Origin of the sequence: Pseudomonas cichorii, from assembly GCF_019719005.1 — a bacterium.
Taxonomy (GTDB): Bacteria; Pseudomonadota; Gammaproteobacteria; order Pseudomonadales; family Pseudomonadaceae; genus Aquipseudomonas; species Aquipseudomonas cichorii_E.
In genome coordinates, this window is record NZ_JAIGPJ010000018.1 from 71,974 (window position 1) to 91,255 (window position 19,282).

A 19,282-nucleotide genomic window follows, 5' to 3' on the forward strand; every position below is an offset into this window, starting at 1 on the left:
ATTCGCGAAGGCATCACCAGAACCGCTGCTGAGTCAGACGACTCCACCAGCCGGTCACCAACCGATCCACCGATGATGTTGCTGCCAGCCCTACGCGCTCCTGCAGGCTTTTGCGCTGGGCGTAGTTCAGGTGAAACACCTCGGCATCCTTGGCCCGCTCGGCCAGGTACTGATCACTGGTCTGCAGTTCGTCGACCAATTGCTTCTCAAGAGCAGCCATCCCCAGCCAGACTTCACCGGTGGCCACCTCATCGATGGACAACTGTGGGCGATAGCTGGCAACAAAGCCCTTGAACAGGTCATGGGTGATGTCCAGATCCTGCTGAAACTTCTCGCGACCCTTCTCGGTGTTTTCGCCAAACACAGTCAGGGTGCGCTTGTACTCGCCTGCGGTCAGCACTTCAAAATCGATATCGTGCTTTTTCAGCAGACGATTGACGTTGGGCAACTGCGCCACGACGCCGATGGAGCCGAGGATAGCGAACGGTGCGCTGATGATCTTGTTGCCGATGCAGGCCATCATGTAACCGCCGCTGGCCGCGACCTTGTCGATGCAGATGGTCAGCGGAATGCCTGCCTGACGGATACGCGCCAGTTGCGATGAAGCCAGGCCATAGCTGTGAACCATGCCGCCGCCGCTTTCCAGACGCAGGACCACTTCGTCCTTTTCAGTGGCCATGGTCAGCAATGCGGTGATTTCATGACGCATGCTTTCGGTGGCAGAAGCCTTGATGTCGCCATCGAAATCCAGAACGTAGACCCGTGGCTTGACCTCGGGCTCGACCTGTTTCTTCTCTTTCTTCAGAGCCTTGGCCTGCTCTTTGCGCAAAGCCTTGAGGCGATCCTTGTCCAGCAACGATTGTTCCAGATGCTCGCGCAGACCTTTGTAGAACTCGTTGAGTTTGGTGACGTGAAGCTGTCCTGCCGACTTGCGACGGCCTTTTCCACGTACTGACGCAATAGCCACCAGCACGATGACGATGGCAATGACCAGCGTAACCGTCTTGGCCAGAAAACTTGCGTAATCAGCGACAAAATCCACAGATACTCCTCACTTGCGTTGCGCCCTTTCCAGTCAAGGGCTGCGATGACTCCAGCATACCGACGAGCCAGGAGGTTCACCAGCGCGCTACATATTGCAAATAGTTAAAACAGCAATTTCAAACGAGCGTATGTTTTTTCGTTGACAGGCCCCGGCCATCCCCCATAACCTCGCCGGACCTTCAACGTACCGAGACGACACGGACGTGGGCAGCATTTATCTGATACGACATGGCCAGGCTTCATTCGGTGCAGACGATTACGACGTGCTGTCGCCTGTCGGCATTCGTCAGGCTCAGGTAGTGGGCGCGCATCTGGCACAGCTGGGCCTGCGCCTGGACCGTTGCCTGTCCGGCAGTCTGCGACGCCAGAAAGACACCGCGCAAAATGCCCTGGCCCAACTGGCCGAGGCCGGTCTTGAACCGCCCGCACTGGAAATCGACAGCGCTTTCAATGAATTCGATGCCGAAGGTGTCGTGCGAGCCCTGATACCCGCGATGCTGCCCGATGAACCCGACGCCCTGAACATTCTGCGTAATGCCGGCCATAACCCGGCCGAGTTCCAGCGCCTGTTTGCGCAGATCGTCAGCCGCTGGCTGGGCGGCAAACACGACACACCGGGCATGCAAAGCTGGCTGGCATTCGTCGCTGGCGTAAAGGCTGGCCTGGACAGAATCATCGAAACTGCCGGCAAACGTGAGCGCATCGCCGTGTTCACTTCCGGCGGCACCATTACGGCCTTGCTGCACCTTGTTACCGGAATGCCCGCACAGCAGGCATTCGAGCTTAACTGGCATATCGTCAACACCTCGCTGAACCGGCTGGAATTCAGTGGCAGCAAGGTGACCCTGGCTTCCTTCAACAGTGACACACACCTGCAACTGCTGAAGGCGCCGGAACTCATCACTTACCGCTGAGTCCGGCCAATCGCGCCCTGACCGGCGCCAGAACCAACCATAAAAGGATAAAACCATGACCTCAGTAGCCGAAGCTGTCCAAACCATGAAAGCCAAGTTCAACCCAAGCGCCGCTGCGGGCCTGGACCTGGTTTTCGGCTTCAACATCACTGACGAAGACAAGCACTACGCCCTGATCGTCAAGGACAGCACCTGCGAACTGCAGGAAGGCGAGAACCCTGACGCCAACGTGACCCTGATCATGGACAGCGAAACCCTCAAAGGCATCGTCAGCGGCGAAACCGATGGCATGCAGGCCTTCATGGGCGGCAAGCTGCGCGCCGAAGGCGACATGATGCTGGCCATGAAGCTGAGCGACCTCTTTCCGGTCTGATCCGGAGTTGCTTCTTGCGATGCACAAAAAACCGAAGCTTCAGGGCTTCGGTTTTTTTTCGCCTGAATCAAACCGGCTGATCGACGGGCAACACGCTAGCCTATAAGGCTCGCCCAGGGTTGTTCGCAAAGACGTCGTTCATTAGATTAGCCAATGATCCTGACAGACCATAATAAGCAGGAATAAGCATGGCGCTAACCGACCAGTCCACGGATATTCGTCCCGGTGAAGAGCTGGACGCACATCTCATCGATCCCTACCTCAAAACCCGGATTCCCGGTCTCAGCGGTTTGCCGCAGATCAGCCAGTTTCCGGGAGGTGCCTCGAACCTCACGTATCTGGTCCGCTACCCCGAACAGGAGTTCGTTCTGCGCCGCCCGCCATTCGGGCAAAAAGCCAGGTCGGCTCACGACATGGGCCGCGAGTACCGCATTCTCAACGGCCTCAAGGATGCGTTCCCCTACTGCCCGAAAGCCTATGCACACTGCACCGATGAAAGCCTGATCGGCTCCGACTTCTACGTCATGGAGCGGGTCAAGGGCATCATCCTGCGCTCGGACCTGCCGCCGGAATTGAACCTGGATGCCGGGCAGACCGAAGCCTTGTGCAAAAGCTTCATCGACAAACTGGTGGAGCTGCATCAGGTCGACTATCAGGCCTGTGGCCTGGCGGACCTGGGCAAGCCGCAGGGTTATGTGGAACGGCAGATTCTGGGCTGGAGCGAGCGCTACGAGAAAGCCATGACTCCCGATGCTCCCGCCTGGGAAAAGGTCAGGAACTGGCTGGTAGCGAAAATGCCCGCCGACCATCCGAAACCGGCCATCGTGCATAACGATTACCGTTTCGACAACGTGATTCTCGACCCCGAAAACCCGATGCGCATCATCGGTGTGCTGGATTGGGAACTGACCACGCTGGGCGATCCGCTGATGGACCTGGGCAACACCCTGGCTTACTGGATTCAGGCCGACGACCCTGCGCCCGTGCAACTGATGCGTCGCCAGCCCAGCAATGCCCCGGGCATGCTGACTCGTCAGCAGTTTGTCGACTACTACGCCGAACGCTCAGGCATTCGTATCGATAATTTCGACTTCTATTACACCTATGGCCTGTTCCGTCTGGCGGGCATCGTGCAGCAGATCTACTACCGTTTCTTCCATGGCCAGACTCAGGACAAACGTTTCGCACAGTTCATCCAGATGAACCTGCTGCTGGAGCGCATGAGCCTGCAAGTGATCGAAAAATCCAGCCTTTGAGTGCAGTGACCCAAGGAAACCACCATGTCCAGAACCCAGTTATTCGACCTTGATGGCAAGGTCGCCTTCGTTTCCGGCGCCAGTCGCGGCATTGGTGAAGCCATCGCCAGACTGCTGGCCCAGCAAGGCGCACACGTGATTGTTTCCAGCCGCAAGATCGAGGGCTGCCAGCAGGTTGCAGATGCCATTGTTGCCGAAGGTGGCAAGGCGACAGCCATCGCCTGTCATATCGGTGAAATGGAACAGATTCAAAGCGTGTTCGAGCAGATTCGCCAACAATTCGGGCGTCTGGACGTGCTGGTCAACAACGCAGCCACCAACCCGCAGTTCTGCAATGTGCTGGATACGGACCTCGGGGCTTTTCAGAAGACCGTGGACGTGAACATTCGCGGGTATTTCTTCATGTCGGTGGAAGCCGGCAAGCTGATGCGCGACAACGGTGGCGGCAGCATCATCAATGTGGCCTCGATCAATGGCGTCTCGCCGGGGCAATTCCAGGGCATCTATTCGGTAACCAAGGCGGCGGTCATCAATATGACCAAGGTGTTCGCCAAGGAATGCGCAGCGTTCGGCATCCGCTGCAATGCCCTGCTGCCGGGCCTTACCGATACCAAATTCGCCTCGGCGCTGGTCAAGAACGACGCCATCCTCAACATGGCACTGGCCCAGATCCCCCTCAAGCGCGTGGCTGCTCCCAGCGAAATGGCAGGCGCGGTGCTGTATCTGGCCAGTGAAGCGTCGAGCTACACGACCGGGGTCGCACTGAATGTGGATGGCGGGTTTCTTTCCTGAGTGCAGCCATGACCTCTGCGTAGGAACGAATTTATTCGTGAATGGAAAATTGAAGTGCGCCTTCTTCGCGAATAAATTCGCTCCCACAGTCGAATAATAATTCCACAAATATAATTTATGGAATATATTTTCCGAAAACAATAATCCATCACGGAGATTGTCATGCGGAAAACCCCTCTCGCTGCGCCACTGGGTATCGGGCTGATCGGCACCGGTTTCATGGGCCGCGCACATGCCCTGGCGTTTCGCAATGTCAGTGCTGCCTTTGAATTACCTGCCCCTATTCACCTCGCAGCCCTGGCCGATGCAGACAGTGCCCGCGCCGAACAATGTGCTCAGGCATGGGGCTTTGAGCGCAGCCACAGTGACTGGCAACAACTGATCGACGATCCTCAGGTACAGATCGTCGCGATCACCACGCCCAATCATTTGCACTTCCCCATGGCAATGGCTGCCATCGCCGCAGGAAAAGCAGTGTATTGCGAAAAGCCTCTGGCAGTCAGCCTGGCCCAGGCGGATGAAATGCGCCGCAGTGCCGAAGCCGCAGGCGTCGTGACGCAAGTGGGTTACAACTATCAGCACAACCCGATGATCGACCTTGCAAGAGAAATGATTGAAGCGGGTGAGTTGGGGGAAATCATCAGTTTCCAGGGAGAGTTCAGCGAAGACTTCATGGGCGACCCGGCATCGCCATGGTCCTGGCGCTGTGAAGCCGAGCATGCCGGTGGCGCACTGGCCGATCTTGGCAGCCATCTGCTGGCCATGGCCCGCTACCTGCTGGGCGATATCGAAGCGGTATGCGCCGATTCAAGCACAGTGCATCGCCAGCGCCCCGCCACCCGTGGCAGCAACGAGCTGCGTCCGATTGCAGTGGATGATCAGACCCACGCCCTGCTGCGCTTTGCCAGTGGCGCACGCGGCACTTTCAGCAGCAGTTGGCTCAAGCACGGCTACAAGAACCATCTGAGCTTTGAAATCAGCGGCACCCGCGGCACTCTGGCCTTCGATCAGGAGCGCTTGAACGAGCTGCGCATCTATCGCAGCGGCGCAACCGGGCGCGATGGTTTCCAGCGGATACTCGCAGGACCAGCCCAGGCAGGCTATGCCGCCTTCTGCCCTGCGCCCGGCCATCAACTGGGGTACAACGAGCTCAAGGCGCTGGAAGTGCATTCACTGATTCAGGCCGTGTGCGGCGTTGGCAAGCGAGGGCCGGACTTTGAAGAGGCCTGGCAGATCGAACGCCTGGCAGCCGCGATTCGTCTTGCAGCACGCGAACAGCGCTGGGTCGGACTGGGTGAAATCTGAAAAACGCCTTCGACCATTGTCTGACACAGGGCAAACAGGGGAGTAGAATGCGCGCCTTCGGGCAGCCATTCTGCCCCCTGCCCTATAAGCCGTACCGATCATGCCTTTTGAACTCAGTGTCGACCTTGCCACCCTCGCCATTCTGATCGTTGTTGCCTTCATTGCCGGATTCATCGATGCCATTGCCGGAGGCGGCGGGCTGTTGACCACCCCTGCCCTGATGACGGCCGGCCTGCCGCCGCATCTGGTGCTGGGCACCAACAAACTCAGCTCGACCTTCGGTTCGGCAACCGCCAGCTTCACCTACTACCGCCGCAAGCTTTTCCATCCCCGGCAATGGGCTCATGCCTTGGTGGGCACTGCCGTGGGCGCTGCAATCGGCGCGGTGATCGCCCATTACCTGCCTGCCGAATGGATCAATCAGATGCTGCCCGTGATTGTGTTCGGTTGCGGTCTGTATCTGCTGTTCGGCGGCACCCCCAAGGCTCCACTGGACAGCAATGCACCGGTCAGGAAGAAATGGCAACTGCCCCAAGGCCTGTCGCTGGGTTTCTATGACGGCGTGGCTGGCCCGGGCACCGGCGCTTTCTGGACCGTCAGCACGCTGATGATGTACCCGGTGGATCTGGTTAAGGCCAGCGGCGTGGCACGCAGCATGAACTTTGTCAGCAATGCCGTGGCCTTGTCGATATTCATCTTTTCGGGCCAGGTGGACTTCGTCATCGGCCTGAGCATGGGCCTGTCGGTGATGCTCGGTGCCTACTTTGGCGCAGGCACCGCCATCAAGGGCGGCGCCAAATTCATTCGTCCGGTATTCATCATCGTGGTACTCGGCCTGACCGTACGCCTAGCCTGGCAACACTGGTTCGGGGGCGCCTGAACGACGGGCCAGGTAAGACTCGATCAGATAGCGCGCAATGGAACGGCTGGCCGGCAAAGGCGGCAGATCATCGATATGAAACCAGCGCGCATCTTCGATCTCATCGGCCTGAGGCACGATTTCACCGCTCTCATATTCGGCATGGAAACCCAGCATCATCGAATGCGGGAACGGCCAGCACTGGCTGCCCATGTAGGTGATGTTGCGGATGCGGATCTGCACCTCTTCCATCACTTCCCGACGCACACAATCCTCGGCCGACTCGCCGGGCTCGGCAAAACCGGCCAGGGTGCTGTAGACACCGGTCACGAAACGCGGTGAACGAGCCAGCAGGATTTCATCGCCACGGGTAATCAGCACGATCATGCTCGGCGAGATACGCGGGTAGAAACGCAGGTTGTCATGCTCGCAGTACATGGCCCGCTCACCGGGAATCTGCACCGTCGGGCGGCCACAGGCACCACAGAATCGATGCTCGCGAGCCCAGGTGCTGATCTGCGCCGCATAGCCGAGTTTCTGATAGACCGCAAAATCCCCCTGCAACATGAACTGGCGCAGCCCCTGCCAGGTACAGCCTTCAACCTCCACCGACCGATCGAGCACCAGCACATAGACCGGCTCGCCATCGAAGTGGCCAATGCCATGCTCGCTTTGCACCGGCAGATCCTGGCGCTTTAACCATTCCCTGGGAAACATGACGCCATTGCCGTCAAGCAGAAAACCCTGATCACCATGAACCACGGCCCAGCCACCTGTTGCTGACGTATCCAGAACTGCAGTTGTCCAACGCGCCGGGCGTGTCATGCCAAGAACTCCTTAATTGTCGAAAACCGGCTTCTGTTTGCTCATGTGCGCAGCCATTGCCACCTTGAGATCGACCGATTGCAGCATGGCAGAGTTCCAGATGGCAACGTGCTCAAGACCATCATCGATACGATGATCGCGCATGTAGGCGATCATCTGCTTGGTGCCTTCTATCGCAATTGGCGACTTGGCGGCTATTTCACGGGCGATGGCAAAGACAGCTTCCAGCAGGCTCGGCGCATCGGCAAAAGTGCTGTTGACCAGACCGATGCGCTGGGCTTCTTCGGCGCCGACTGTACGCCCGGTATAGGCCAGCTCACGCATCATGCCATCGCCAATGATTCGTGGCAGGCGTTGCAGGGTGCCGACATCAGCTGCCATACCCATGTCGATTTCGCGGATCGAGAATTGCGCATCAGCCGCTGCATAGCGCATGTCACACGCGGAAACAAGATCGATGGCACCGCCCAGGCAGTAACCGTGAATGGCCGCCAGCACCGGCTTGCGGCAGTTGTCCACGGCAGTGAACGAAGCCTGCATCTGCTGGATCTTGCGCCGCAACAGACGCGCATTTCGCCCGACATCCTTGCCCATTTCACCGGCGATGGAGGCCAGCAACGCAAGATCGATCCCTGAGGAAAAGTGCTTGCCCGCACCACTCAGAACCACGACGCGAACCTCGTCGTTTTCCTCGACCCACTGGAATATCTCGATGATTTCGGTCCAGAAGGCGGCATTCATGGCATTGACCTTGTCCGGTCGATTAATCTGCACATGAGCGATGTGGTCAGTCAGCTCGACGAGAAAGGTTTGGTAGTCGGACACGGCATCATCCTCAGGGTGGTTATTGTCTGTCTGAGGCGGACTATACCAAGCCCTTCACGGCTGTCGTAAGGCGACTTTTGTGACATTTCCCGGACCGCAAATCAGCCCCGACCCAGTGTCTGTGGGAGAAAAAGTCTGAACCGCCTCGGTCAAAAGGGGTCCAGATTCATTGCCTGTAATCGGAAACAAGAGGGCAATACTTGGAAAATTCAAAAGCGGTAACCGGTATAGAAGGTCTGGACGACATCCTTTCGGGTGGTCTTTCACGCAATCACGTTTTCCTTCTCGAAGGGGAACCCGGAACCGGCAAGACGACCGTCGCGCTGCATTTTTTGCGGGCGGGCGCCCAAGTGGGTGAAGTCGGCCTTTACATCACACTTTCGGAAACCGAACGAGAGTTACGTGAGGGAGCCCGTTCCCATGGCTGGGAACTGGATGAACACATCGAGATTTTCGAGCTGACGCCTCCGGAAAGCCTGCTCAATGCCGAGCAGCACCAAAGCCTGCTGTACTCTTCGGACCTTGAACTGGGAGAAGCAACACGGCAGATCTTTGACGTGGTGGAGCGCATCAAGCCTTCTCGCGTGGTCATCGACAGCCTGTCGGAAATTCGCCTGCTGGCGCAAAGCTCGTTGCGCTACAGACGGCAGATCCTGGCTATCAAACATTACTTCGCGCGCTATGACGCTACTGTCGTGCTGCTGGACGACCTGACCACGGAGTCTCTGGACAAGACCGTGCACAGCGTCGCCCATGGCGTCATCCGCCTGGAAGAATTGACGCCGAACTACGGCGCCGAACGACGACGCATAAAAATCGTCAAGTATCGCGGCCAGAAGTACCGCGGCGGCTTTCATGACTTCACTATCATGTCGGACGGCGTTCATGTATTTCCGCGTCTGGTTGCTGCAGAACACCGCAGTGACTATGTCCGCTCGCAACTCAGCAGCGGTATCAAGGAACTCGACGACTTGCTCGGCGGTGGCATAGACGGTGGCTCCAGCACGCTGATTCTCGGCCCGGCCGGTACAGGAAAATCCCTGATCGCTCTAGTCTTTGCCGCTGAAGCCGTATCCCGTGGTGAACGGGTCGGCCTGTTCATATTCGACGAAGAGCTGGGTCTGCTGTTCGAGCGGATGAACAAGATAGGCATCGACCTCAAGGCTTTGCAGGCTACGGGCAACCTGCTGGTCGAACAGGTAGATGCTGCCGAACTGTCACCGGGGGAGTTTTCCCATCGGGTTCGTCGCTGCGTGGATGACAAACAGATCAAGACCGTGGTCATCGACAGCATCAACGGCTATCAGGCGGCGATGCCGGAAGAGAATTCGCTGGTTCTGCACATGCATGAACTTCTGCTCTATCTCAACCGGCAAGGTGCCTCGACCTTCATGACCGTGGCACAACATGGTCTGGTGGGCGACATGCAAGCGCCGGTAGACATTACGTATCTGGCGGACACCGTGATACTGTTGCGCTACTTCGAGGCACTCGGCCAGATACGCAGGGCCATATCCATCATCAAGAAACGAACCGGGACTCACGAATCGACGATTCGCGAATACCGCATCGGCAGGAGCGGCCTGCGAATAGGCGACCCACTGGCAGCCTTTCAGGGAATCCTGCGGGGTGCGCCCGATTATCTTGGCGAAAGCAAGCCACTGCTCAAGGATGAAGACGAGTGAGTGTCAGCGGATTGTTATCGGAACGGGCTGTCATTCTGGCCCCCAGAGGGCGTGACAGCCAGATTGCGGTAATGATCCTTGAGGAAGCGGGCTATCGGGCAACGATAGCCCGCGACCTCAATGAACTTGATCAGGAACTGAGTGCCGGCGCCGGGCTTGCAGTGATTGCCGATGAAGCCCTGCTTGGTGCGGATATCAACCCGCTGCTCAGTCTTCTGGCCAATCAACCTGCCTGGTCCGACCTGCCCATCGTGCTGCTTACACACCATGGCGGCCCGGACCAGAACCCTTCGGCCCGGCTGGGCAGCCTGCTGGGCAATGTCACCTTTCTGGAACGCCCTTTCCATCCAATGACACTGGTCAGTCTGGCGACCACCGCCATACGCGGTCGAAGACGTCAGTATGAAGCCAGAGCCCGCATGGAAGATCTGGTGGAGGGCGAGAGACGCCTGCAGAACGCCCTCAAGGCCGGACGGCTTGGCGCCTGGCAACTGGAGACCGGTTTTCTGGTACTGACCTGCTCGGCCATCAGCAAATCCCACTATGGCCGCGAAGAACACGAAAACTTCAGCTACGAGGACTGGCTGGCTGCGGTTCACCCCGAAGATCAGCCCCGCATGCAGTCAGCCTTGCAACGCAGCCTGGATACAGGCGTCGATTTCATCATCGAATACCGGGACATCTGGCCAGACGGATCGGTCAACTGGGTCGATGTCCGCGCACGGGCCATCCGCGCCAAGAACGGCCAGGTCACCGCATTGTCCGGAGTGACTTCGGATATCTCGGAGCGCAAGCAGGCCGAAGTACAACTGCGAAGCCTCAACGAAACCCTTGAGCAGCAGGTTGAAGAGCGCACTTCACAATTGCGCAACAAAGAAGAAATCCTGCGCCAGTCACAAAAAATGGAGGCCGTCGGGCAATTGACCGGCGGTATCGCCCACGACTTCAACAACATGCTCACGGGCATCATCGGCAGCCTTGAAATGATCAGGCGTCGCCTGGAGCGAGGCCGACTCGACGACCTGGATAAACTGATCGATCTGGGCGTGACTTCCGCCAACCGGGCAGCCTCCCTCACCCATCGACTGCTGGCGTTTTCCAGACGCCAGTCGCTGGACTCCAAGCCTGTGGAGATGAATCAACTGGTCAGCTCCATGGGGGAACTGATCCAGCGCAGCCTCAATGAAAGCATTCGCCTGGACATGCACCTCAATGCAGATCTATGGACGGCCGAAGCTGATCCCAACCAGTTGGAAAATGCCCTGCTCAACCTGGTGCTCAATGCCAGGGATGCCATGCCCGATGGTGGACAGCTGCAGGTCGAGACCTTCAATCAGCGTCTGGACAAGTCGTTTACCAACGCCCATGAAAACCTCTTGCCGGGCGACTATGTGGTCCTGAGCGTCAGCGACAACGGCTGCGGCATGCCGGAAGCCGTGGTCAGTCGCGCCTTCGACCCGTTTTTCACTACCAAACCCATCGGCCAGGGCACGGGGCTGGGTTTGTCGATGATTTATGGCTTCAGCAAGCAGTCTCATGGCCATGTCGCCATCCAGAGCGAAGTCGGGCGCGGCACGACCGTGCAGTTGTTTCTGCCACGCTTCCAGGGCGATCAACCCGAAAACGAACAGAGCTATCAGGGCAATACTATCTGCGCCAGAGAAGGCGAAACGATCCTGATAGTCGAAGACGATCCCTCCGTGCGGGCTCTGGTCAGCTCGGTACTCAGCGAATTGGGGTATGCCTATATAGAGGCAGGCGACGCACGAGGTGCCGTGCCGGTCCTGGAGTCCGATCAGCGCATCGATCTGCTGATCAGCGACGTCGGCCTGCCCGGCATGAACGGGCGGCAACTGGCGGAGATAGCCCGGCAGCTAAGGCCTGAGCTGAAAGTGTTGTTTATCACCGGCTATGCCGAGCATGCAGCCGCTCGCTCGGGTTTTCTGGATACCGGCATGCAGATGATCACCAAGCCCTTTGCCTTCGATCACCTGACGTCCAAGGTGAGAGAGATGATCGAGGCCTGAACAGCCGAAGCCTCAGGCCAGCAGACGCTGAATCTGCGTGTGCAGGGTTTCCATGGTGAACGGCTTGGCCAGAATCGGCGCCTTGCGAGTGATAGGGCTGTCGCAATCGAGGATTTCTGCCGGGTAACCGCTGATAAAGATGACCTTCAGTTCAGGTCGCAGCTTGACCGCCGGCTCGGCAATCATCACACCGGAGAACCCGCCCGGCAGGCGATAGTCGGTGATCATCAGGTCCAGATGGGGCTTGGTCGCCAGAATCTCGAACGCCTGCTCGCCGTTGGAGGCCTGCAAGACCCGATAGCCCTCGCCCGACAGATAATCAGCCAGCAGCATCAGGATCAAGGGTTCGTCTTCGACGATTAGTACGACGTTTTCTGCATCAGCGCTCATGGAACTGCCTTTTGTTCTGTAAATAGCTGCCAATACGACCACAGCGCGTTGTAGAGGTTGCGCAAATTTTTCCCCGTAGGAGCGAATTCATTCGCGAATAAATTCGCTCCTACAGCGGCAGGCAGACCCGGAATGTCGAGCCCTTGCCCTCTTCGCTCTCCACGACAATCCGGCCGCCATGGGCCAGGACGATCTGTTCGGAGATGAACAACCCAAGCCCCAGGCCGGCCACGGCATGCTTGGCCGTTACCCGCTCGAACTGCTGGAAGATGCGTTTCTGGTTTTCCTCGGAAATCCCGATCCCCTGATCGATCACTTCGACCCGCGCCTCGCCGCTTTCACAATACACACGTACCTCGATCGGCTTGCGGGCACCGTAGCGCATGGCATTGGTCAGCAGGTTGGCCACCACCTGCTCGATCCGGAACTCGTCCCAGACCCCGATGACTGTCTCTTCGGCAAACAGGGTGACGGTGGATTCGGTCGCGGCAATCTGGGCCGCGAAGTTTTCCAGTAACTGGCCCACCAGTTCACTCAGGTCAAAGGCGTTTGGCCGGATCGACAGCTTGCCGGTGCGGATACGGGACACATCGAGCATGTCCTCGATCAGCCGGATCAGGCTCTGGATCTGACGCTCGTCGCGCTCGACCATGCCCCGAAGCTTGTCCAGGGTGAAAGCCGCTGTGTTGTCCTTGGCCAGATGCAACTTGCGCAACTGGGTTTCCAGAATCAGGCCATTGAGCGGCGTGCGCACTTCATGGGAGACGATGGACATGAAGTCGTCGCGCATGCGGATGGCATGTTCGAGCTCGCCCTGGGTCGCCTGCAGACGCTTGAGCAGTATTTCCTGTTCATGGCGACTCTGCTCCAGCGCCTCGACCTGCATTTTCACCGCCTTGCGCTGGCGATACAGCTCGACGAAGACGTTGACCTTGCTCTTGACCGCATGGATATCCAGCGGCTTGTGCAGGAAGTCCACGGCTCCGCTTTCGTAGCCTTTGAAGGCATAGTTGAGTTCACGCCCGGCTGCACTGACAAACACGATGGGAATGTTCTTGGTCTTTTCGGTGCTGCGCATCATCTCGGCCAGCTCGAAACCGTTCATGCCGGGCATCTGCACGTCGAGAATGGCCAGGGCGAATTCATGCTGCAACAGCAGGGACAAGGCTTCGTCTGCCGACAAGGCCTTGTATACGGTGCGGTCATCACGCTTGATCAACGCTTCGAGGGCAAGCAGGTTTTCCGGCAAATCGTCGACTATGAGCAGTTTTGCCTGGATTTCATTTAGCATGTGATTCGTTCCAGCTTGACCAGCAGTTGGCCTATTTCATTCAAAGGCAGAAGGTAATCAGGCGAGTGAAGCGCCAGAGCCGCCTCGGGCATGGTGCGCGCAAGGGCCTGATCCGGATCCTGAATCACGGTAAAACCACCGTATCGGTTTATTTGCGCCAACCCGAGTGCCCCATCGTTATTGGCACCGGTCAGCAATACGCCTGCAAGGCGTGAGCCAAAGGCATCCGCAGCCGAATCGAACAAAATATCGATACTGGGCCGCGAATGAAATACGCGTTCTTCCTGGCTCAACGAAAAGCTGTGATCGTTCTCCACCGACAGGTGATAACCGGCAGGCGCAAAATACAGCGTGCCGGGCACAATCGACTCCTTGTCGTCCGCTTCCTTGACCGGTATCGCCAGACGATTCTGGAATACATGAGCCAACTGGCTGCGTCGCGACTCCGGCAGATGCAGGACAGCAATGATCGGCAGAGGAAAGCCGGGCCTGAGCATGCCGAATATTTTCAGCAACGCCTCTACACCGCCCGCCGACGCACCGACGACAATGGCATCCACTGCCGGCAGAGTGCAATCGGCCGACTCGACACTGAAGGTCGTTTTCATTTTTTCCGGTAGATCCGTTCCGGTTTCACCAGTGTTTCGAAAGCATTGCTGTACTCGGAAAAATCCAGAGTTTCCTTACTGCCCAATGCTAGAAATCCGCGATGGCATAATGACTCATGGAACAACCCGAAGGTTCGGTTCTGAAGACTCTTGTTGAAGTAGATCAGCACATTACGGCATGAAATGAGCTGCGTCTCGGAGAAGACGCTGTCGGTGGCCAGGCTATGATCGGCGAATGTGACATTCTCGCGCAGGGTCTTGTCGAAGATCGCGTAATCATAGGCCGAGGTGTAGTAATCCGAGAGCTCGCGCTGACCACCGGCCTTGCGGTAATTTTCGGCATAGGCCCGCACGCTTTCCATGGAGAAGATCCCCTGCTTGGCTTTTTCCAGGGAGCTTGGATTGATATCGGTGGCGTAAATGATGGTGCGTTCAAGCAACCCCTCTTCGCGCAACAGAATCGCCGTCGAATAGACTTCTTCCCCCGTACTGCAACCGGCGATCCAGACCTTGATCGACGGATAGGTCCTGAGCAACGGCACCACCTCCTGGCGAATGGCCAGAAAATGCGAAGGATCGCGAAACATCTCGCTGACCGGAATCGTCAGCAATTGCAGCAACTGCATGAACGCAGCCGGATCGTGCAGCACACGCTCCTGCAAGGCAGAAATGGTGCTGCAATCGAACTGACGCAGGGCATGGTTCACCCGGCGCTTGATGGAGGCGCCGGAATAGTCCCGAAAGTCGTAGCTGTACTTCAGATAGATCGCATCAATCAGCAGTTGCAGCTCGATATCAGCGCTTCGATCAAGAGCCATGGGAAAACCTGGAAAAATAAATCTTATGGGCATCCATGACTCAGATACGTTCCATTTTTGGTAGCCAGACCCGAATCAGCGAGAACAACCGGTCAAGGTCGATTGGCTTGGCCAGATAGTCGTTGGAACCTGCCTGCAGGCAACGCTCCTGATCGTCCTTCATGGCCTTGGCGGTCACTGCAATGATCGGCAGTTTGCGCCAGCGAGGATCCTTGCGGATTTCAACGGTCGCTTCGTAGCCGTCCATTTCCGGCATCATCACGTCCATCAGCACCAGATCGATATCTTCGACCTCATTGAGCTTTGCAATCGCCTCGATGCCGTTACGGGCGATCTCCACCACTGCGCCCTTGTGTTCCAGGGCACTGGTCAGAGCGAAGATATTGCGCACATCGTCATCGACCACCAGGATCTTGCGCGCCTCGAAGACCTTGTCACGGCTGCGGGCAGTCTTGAGCATTTTCTGACGCTCGTTGGAGAGCTGCGACTCGACCTTGTGCAGGAACAGGGTCACTTCATCCAGCAGGCGTTCCGGCGAGCGGGCGCCCTTGATGATGATCGAACGCGAGTACTTCATCAGTTCGGTTTCTTCGTCACGGGTCATGTTGCGCCCCGTGTAGACGATCACCGGCGGGAAGGAACGAATGTCTTCGGTCGACATGCGCTTGAGCAGCTCATTGCCCAGCATGTCCGGCAACTTGAGGTCGATGATCATGCAGTCATAGATGTTTTCGCGCAGCAGATCCAGGGCCTCCTGAGCGAAGCCAACAGCGGTGATTTCAATATCATCGTCGCCGATCAGGCGCGCAATACTGTCACGCTGCAAGGCATCGTCCTCGACCAGCAGGATGCGCTTGACCTTCTGGGTCAGCTTGGCTTCGAGCCTGGCGAATACATCCTTGAGTTCCTCACGGGTAGTCGGCTTGACCGCATAACCGATGGCTCCCATGTGCATGGCAGCCTCCTGACGATCCTCGACAGAAATCACGTGCACCGGAATGTGCCGGGTAGGCGCCAGCTCCTTGAGACGCTGCAACACGGTCAGGCCCGAGTGATCCGGCAGGCGCATGTCCAGCAGGATAGCGTCGGGAGTGAATTGCGCGGCCAGGTTGAAGCCTTCGTCGGCGGCATGAGCAACCAGACAGCTGTACCCCAGCTCGTGGGCCAGTTCGAAAAGGATCTGCGCAAACCGCACTTCATCTTCGATAACCAGAATGCAGCGCCCGCTGAACGGTGCCTTGTGGCGATCATCGGCAAAGGTCGCCTGCGGTATTGCCGGCTTGGGTTCGATAGCCGGCTGGCTTGCTACCGGCAACGTGACAACAGGCGACGAAATGATCACCGACCGCTCGCTGCCCTCCTCTTCGCGCTCCTGCTCGACATATTGCTCTGGCAACACCAGAGAGAAAATACTGCCCTGCCCCGGCGCACTGGTGACGCTGATGGAGCCTCCCAGCAAGGCTGCCAGATCCCGGGAAATCGACAGGCCCAGACCGGTGCCGCCGTAACGACGGTTGGTGGTGCCATCGGCCTGACGGAATGCCTCGAAAATGCTCTGCTGATGCTCCGGGGCGATACCGATACCCGAATCACGCACGGTAAACACAATGCCCGAACCCGGCTGACGGGAGACGATCATGCTCACGGTGCCGCTCTCGGTGAACTTGATGGCGTTGGACAAGAGGTTCTTGAGGATCTGCTCCAGACGCTGACGGTCGGTAAACAGCATGGTTGGCGTGCCAGGCTGCACTTCCACGACAAAGTCCAGATTCTTTTCGGTCGCCAATGGCTGGAACATGCCACGCAGGCCATCCACCAGACGCGACACGCTGCTGTTCTCGGGACGGACTTCCAGCTTGCCCGCCTCGACCTTGGAGATATCCAGAATGTCGTTGATAAGGTTCAACAGGTCATTGCCGGCCGAGTAGATCGATTCGGCAAACTTGACCTGCTCCTGGGTCAGGTTCTCGGTCGGGTTTTCCGCCAGCAGCTTGGCCAGGATCAACGAACTGTTGAGCGGCGTGCGCAGCTCATGGGACATGTTGGCCAGGAACTCGGACTTGTATTTGCTGGAGCGCTGCAGCTCATCGGCACGGGCCTGCAATTCAATCTGAGCCAGGCTCAACTCTTCATTCTTGCTGTCCAGGATATCGCGCTGGTCTTCCAGGGCCTGGCTCTGTTCAGCCAACTGGGTATTGGTCTGCTCGAGCTCGGCCTGCTGGGTTTCCAGATGCGCCTGGGACTCCTTGAGGATCCGCGATTGCTCTTCGAGTTCTTCGTTGGCGGTGCGCAGCTCTTCCTGCTGGACCTGCAACTCTTCGTTGAGCTGCTGGGTTTCGGTCAGGACTTCCTGAAGACGCTGGCGATAACGCGCCGCTTCAATGGAGGTGCCGATATTTGCGGCCACCAGCTCCAGAAACTCGACGTCCTTTTCGGTGAGTGCGCGCATGAAGCCCAGTTCGATTACGCCATTGACCTGATCGTCATTGCTGGTCGGCACGATGACCACACTGCTCGGCAAACCCTCGCCCAGGCCGGAGCTGTATTTGAAGTAATCGCCGGGCACCCCGTCGAGGGTGACGATGCGGTTCTGCTGTGCGGCCTGGCCAATGACGCCTTCGCCAGTGAAGATCGTCTGCTCCTGCTGCTCATGCTCCCGGGAGAACCCGTAAGAAGCGACACGCAACAGGCCACCGTGCTCCTGACGGACATAGACAGCCGCCACCACCGCCCCCAGATACTGGGCGAAGAACTGCAGGATATGCTGCCCGAGGGTATTGAGCGTCAACTGGCCAAGCACCTGCTCGGCCAGTTCGCTCTGGCCATTGCGCAACCAGGCGACCTTCTGCAGACGCTCGGCGTTATCTTCAAGCTGGCTCAGGTTGGAGCTGTAGGTCGTGGACAGGGAAAGCAGGTCACGCCTTCCGAAATACGCCAGGATGCCGCTGACCGCCAGCACAAACATCATGTACAGCACCACGCACGCAATGGTCGTGCGGGTCACGTCAGCGTTGCGGGCAAGGCGCAACTGCTGCTCCATGGAGATGACCTGATCGTACTCGGTACGGATTTCATCGGTAATGCGCTTGCCGCGCCCGGCACGAGTGGCGAGGACAAAATCACCGTTCTGACGGCGCATCTCGATCATTTCCTGAGCGAAATGCCCCCACTCTTCCTGCAAGGTGGACAACCGGCGGAAACGGTCCACTTGCGTCGGGTTATCGAACACCAGCTCTTCCAGGTTTTTCAACTCGGCCTTGAGCAAGGGTTTCGCCACTTCATAGGGGTCAAGAAAGTTTTCCTGCCCGGTCAGCAGGAAACCACGCATGCCGGTTTCCATGTCAATGGAGAGCTTCATCGCACGGTTGGTGCTGTTGAGCACCCGATCCGTATGCTCGACCCACTGAATGACCGAGAGCAGATAGCCGATCAGGATGGCAAAGAAAAGCGCGCTTAAAACGCCCACGCCCAGCGGCAGACTGATGTTGCGGACCAGTAATTTGCGAAAGCGCTGCTCATCGACGACAGACGTCCGGTTCATGAAAAGTCCCTGGCGTTATATCAAAACGGTAGAGTTTGCCGTAACAGCAAGAAAAAGACTCACTTTTCTCGCATAGAGGATTGAAATTTCACACATAAATCGGCGATAAGCTCGCCACCTCCAGCAAGTAAAGCCTCCTGGCAAAGGATAGCTACCTGCCAAAATCAGATGGAACTTCTGGTTGTGTTTTATTTACTGATTGATAGACACGGGCACAGAGTCGATTGTTATCGATCAGATTGGCCTGTTTTAAAGGCAACATGATCCAAATGCAGTGACTTTTCGTACAAAAGCCCGCAGGCTGCGCCTTGTGCGTAGCTTCACTACCATTTTTTAGGAAATCGCCATGCCTGACACAGCCAACACCATTCTTGTGGTCGAAGATGACAGCATCGTACGCATGCTGATCATCGATGTGCTTGAAGAACTGGAGTATCAGGTACTCGAAGCTTCGGACGCCCAGGAAGCGCTGGCTCATATCGAAAACGAAGCCACCCACATTGACTTGTTGATGACGGACCAGGGCCTGCCTGACATGCGCGGCACGGAACTGGCCAGACAGACCCGGGAACTGCGCCCGCAACTGCCGATCCTGTTCGCCAGCGGCTACTCGGAAAACATCGAAGTGCCGGATGGCATGCATCTGATCGGCAAGCCGTTTTCCATTGACGATCTGCGCGACAAGGTAAAAAGCATCCTTGGTTAACACTGACATTCACCCTGCCCAGA

The 19,282-nt window shown here is 57.5% G+C and carries 17 protein-coding genes; 9 read left to right on the top strand and 8 right to left on the bottom strand.

The window, feature by feature from the left end; genetic code table 11:
- Window positions 1-13: 13 nt before the first annotated feature.
- The gene (sohB, locus tag K5D32_RS14885; protein ID WP_221600773.1) at window positions 14-1,042 is read right to left on the bottom strand and encodes a protease SohB; all 1,029 of its coding nucleotides are present in this window, start codon (window positions 1,040-1,042) and stop codon (window positions 14-16) included.
- 205 nt (window positions 1,043-1,247) lie between these two features.
- Between sohB and K5D32_RS14890 the strand changes: the two genes are divergently transcribed.
- The 6 genes from K5D32_RS14890 to K5D32_RS14915 all read left to right on the top strand — a co-directional run bounded on the left by K5D32_RS14890 (window position 1,248) and on the right by K5D32_RS14915 (window position 6,564).
- The gene (locus K5D32_RS14890; RefSeq protein WP_221600775.1) at window positions 1,248-1,958 is read left to right on the top strand and encodes a histidine phosphatase family protein; all 711 of its coding nucleotides are present in this window, start codon (window positions 1,248-1,250) and stop codon (window positions 1,956-1,958) included.
- A gap of 55 nt (window positions 1,959-2,013) precedes the next feature.
- A complete protein-coding gene (locus tag K5D32_RS14895; protein ID WP_117164758.1) occupies window positions 2,014-2,331 on the top strand; it encodes an SCP2 sterol-binding domain-containing protein in 318 nt (105 codons plus the stop codon).
- 188 nt (window positions 2,332-2,519) lie between these two features.
- Complete coding sequence (locus K5D32_RS14900; RefSeq protein ID WP_221600777.1) at window positions 2,520-3,587, top strand: phosphotransferase family protein; 1,068 nt, start codon at window positions 2,520-2,522, stop codon at window positions 3,585-3,587.
- Window positions 3,588-3,611: 24 nt separating this feature from the next.
- Window positions 3,612-4,379 (top strand): SDR family oxidoreductase, encoded by a 768-nt coding sequence (locus K5D32_RS14905; protein WP_216705645.1) that lies wholly within the window; start codon window positions 3,612-3,614, stop codon window positions 4,377-4,379.
- Window positions 4,380-4,541: 162 nt separating this feature from the next.
- Window positions 4,542-5,684, top strand: coding sequence for a Gfo/Idh/MocA family protein (locus tag K5D32_RS14910; protein ID WP_221593694.1), 1,143 nt, complete (start codon window positions 4,542-4,544; stop codon window positions 5,682-5,684).
- Between the two features lie 100 nt (window positions 5,685-5,784).
- A complete protein-coding gene (locus K5D32_RS14915) occupies window positions 5,785-6,564 on the top strand; it encodes a TSUP family transporter (RefSeq protein ID WP_216705643.1) in 780 nt (259 codons plus the stop codon).
- Here K5D32_RS14915 and nudC read toward each other — a convergent pair.
- Window positions 6,532-7,368, bottom strand: a complete 837-nt coding sequence (gene nudC, locus K5D32_RS14920; RefSeq protein ID WP_221577342.1) for an NAD(+) diphosphatase — start codon at window positions 7,366-7,368, stop codon at window positions 6,532-6,534. The two genes, K5D32_RS14915 and nudC, sit on opposite strands and share 33 nt — an antisense overlap.
- Window positions 7,369-7,380: 12 nt before the next feature.
- Entirely contained in the window at window positions 7,381-8,193 is an 813-nt protein-coding gene (locus K5D32_RS14925; protein ID WP_221577341.1) for a crotonase/enoyl-CoA hydratase family protein, read from the bottom strand.
- 200 nt (window positions 8,194-8,393) lie between these two features.
- Between K5D32_RS14925 and K5D32_RS14930 the strand changes: the two genes are divergently transcribed.
- Window positions 8,394-9,878 (top strand): ATPase domain-containing protein, encoded by a 1,485-nt coding sequence (locus K5D32_RS14930; RefSeq protein ID WP_221593693.1) that lies wholly within the window; start codon window positions 8,394-8,396, stop codon window positions 9,876-9,878.
- Window positions 9,875-11,905 carry a response regulator gene (locus tag K5D32_RS14935; protein WP_221600779.1) on the top strand — a complete coding sequence of 677 codons (2,031 nt, stop codon included), beginning with the start codon at window positions 9,875-9,877 and terminating at the stop codon, window positions 11,903-11,905. The genes K5D32_RS14930 and K5D32_RS14935 overlap by 4 nt, the downstream gene beginning before the upstream one ends.
- A gap of 12 nt (window positions 11,906-11,917) precedes the next feature.
- Here the strand turns inward: K5D32_RS14935 and K5D32_RS14940 are convergent, their stop codons facing one another.
- The 5 genes from K5D32_RS14940 to K5D32_RS14960 form a co-directional block, all read right to left on the bottom strand.
- Window positions 11,918-12,295: a response regulator gene (locus K5D32_RS14940; RefSeq protein WP_025259857.1), complete on the bottom strand. Its 378-nt coding sequence runs from the start codon at window positions 12,293-12,295 to the stop codon at window positions 11,918-11,920.
- A gap of 109 nt (window positions 12,296-12,404) precedes the next feature.
- Complete coding sequence (locus tag K5D32_RS14945) at window positions 12,405-13,586, bottom strand: hybrid sensor histidine kinase/response regulator (RefSeq protein ID WP_221559915.1); 1,182 nt, start codon at window positions 13,584-13,586, stop codon at window positions 12,405-12,407.
- On the bottom strand, window positions 13,580-14,194 hold the full coding sequence (locus K5D32_RS14950) for a chemotaxis protein CheB (RefSeq protein ID WP_025259855.1): 615 nt from the start codon (window positions 14,192-14,194) through the stop codon (window positions 13,580-13,582). Before K5D32_RS14950 ends, K5D32_RS14945 begins: the two co-directional genes overlap by 7 nt.
- The gene (locus K5D32_RS14955) at window positions 14,191-15,012 is read right to left on the bottom strand and encodes a protein-glutamate O-methyltransferase CheR (protein ID WP_200992921.1); all 822 of its coding nucleotides are present in this window, start codon (window positions 15,010-15,012) and stop codon (window positions 14,191-14,193) included. The genes K5D32_RS14950 and K5D32_RS14955 overlap by 4 nt, the downstream gene beginning before the upstream one ends.
- 40 nt (window positions 15,013-15,052) lie before the next feature.
- Window positions 15,053-18,553: a response regulator gene (locus K5D32_RS14960; RefSeq protein ID WP_221600781.1), complete on the bottom strand. Its 3,501-nt coding sequence runs from the start codon at window positions 18,551-18,553 to the stop codon at window positions 15,053-15,055.
- Between the two features lie 346 nt (window positions 18,554-18,899).
- Between K5D32_RS14960 and K5D32_RS14965 the strand changes: the two genes are divergently transcribed.
- The gene (locus K5D32_RS14965) at window positions 18,900-19,259 is read left to right on the top strand and encodes a response regulator (RefSeq protein ID WP_221577336.1); all 360 of its coding nucleotides are present in this window, start codon (window positions 18,900-18,902) and stop codon (window positions 19,257-19,259) included.
- Window positions 19,260-19,282: the final 23 nt, after the last annotated feature.

Excerpts from the sequence above, each read along its gene's own strand:
- nudC (WP_221577342.1), bottom strand. The coding sequence starts at position 7,368 with ATGACACGCCCGGCGCGTTGGACAACTGCAGTTCTGGATACGTCAGCA.
- K5D32_RS14955 (WP_200992921.1), bottom strand. The coding sequence starts at position 15,012 with ATGGCTCTTGATCGAAGCGCTGATATCGAGCTGCAACTGCTGATTGAT.
- K5D32_RS14940 (WP_025259857.1), bottom strand. The coding sequence starts at position 12,295 with ATGAGCGCTGATGCAGAAAACGTCGTACTAATCGTCGAAGACGAACCC.
- K5D32_RS14910 (WP_221593694.1), top strand. The coding sequence starts at position 4,542 with ATGCGGAAAACCCCTCTCGCTGCGCCACTGGGTATCGGGCTGATCGGC.
- K5D32_RS14900 (WP_221600777.1), top strand. The coding sequence starts at position 2,520 with ATGGCGCTAACCGACCAGTCCACGGATATTCGTCCCGGTGAAGAGCTG.
- K5D32_RS14950 (WP_025259855.1), bottom strand. The coding sequence starts at position 14,194 with ATGAAAACGACCTTCAGTGTCGAGTCGGCCGATTGCACTCTGCCGGCA.
- K5D32_RS14965 (WP_221577336.1), top strand. The coding sequence starts at position 18,900 with ATGCCTGACACAGCCAACACCATTCTTGTGGTCGAAGATGACAGCATC.
- K5D32_RS14915 (WP_216705643.1), top strand. The coding sequence starts at position 5,785 with ATGCCTTTTGAACTCAGTGTCGACCTTGCCACCCTCGCCATTCTGATC.
- K5D32_RS14895 (WP_117164758.1), top strand. The coding sequence starts at position 2,014 with ATGACCTCAGTAGCCGAAGCTGTCCAAACCATGAAAGCCAAGTTCAAC.
- K5D32_RS14945 (WP_221559915.1), bottom strand. The coding sequence starts at position 13,586 with ATGCTAAATGAAATCCAGGCAAAACTGCTCATAGTCGACGATTTGCCG.
- K5D32_RS14905 (WP_216705645.1), top strand. The coding sequence starts at position 3,612 with ATGTCCAGAACCCAGTTATTCGACCTTGATGGCAAGGTCGCCTTCGTT.
- K5D32_RS14960 (WP_221600781.1), bottom strand. The coding sequence starts at position 18,553 with ATGAACCGGACGTCTGTCGTCGATGAGCAGCGCTTTCGCAAATTACTG.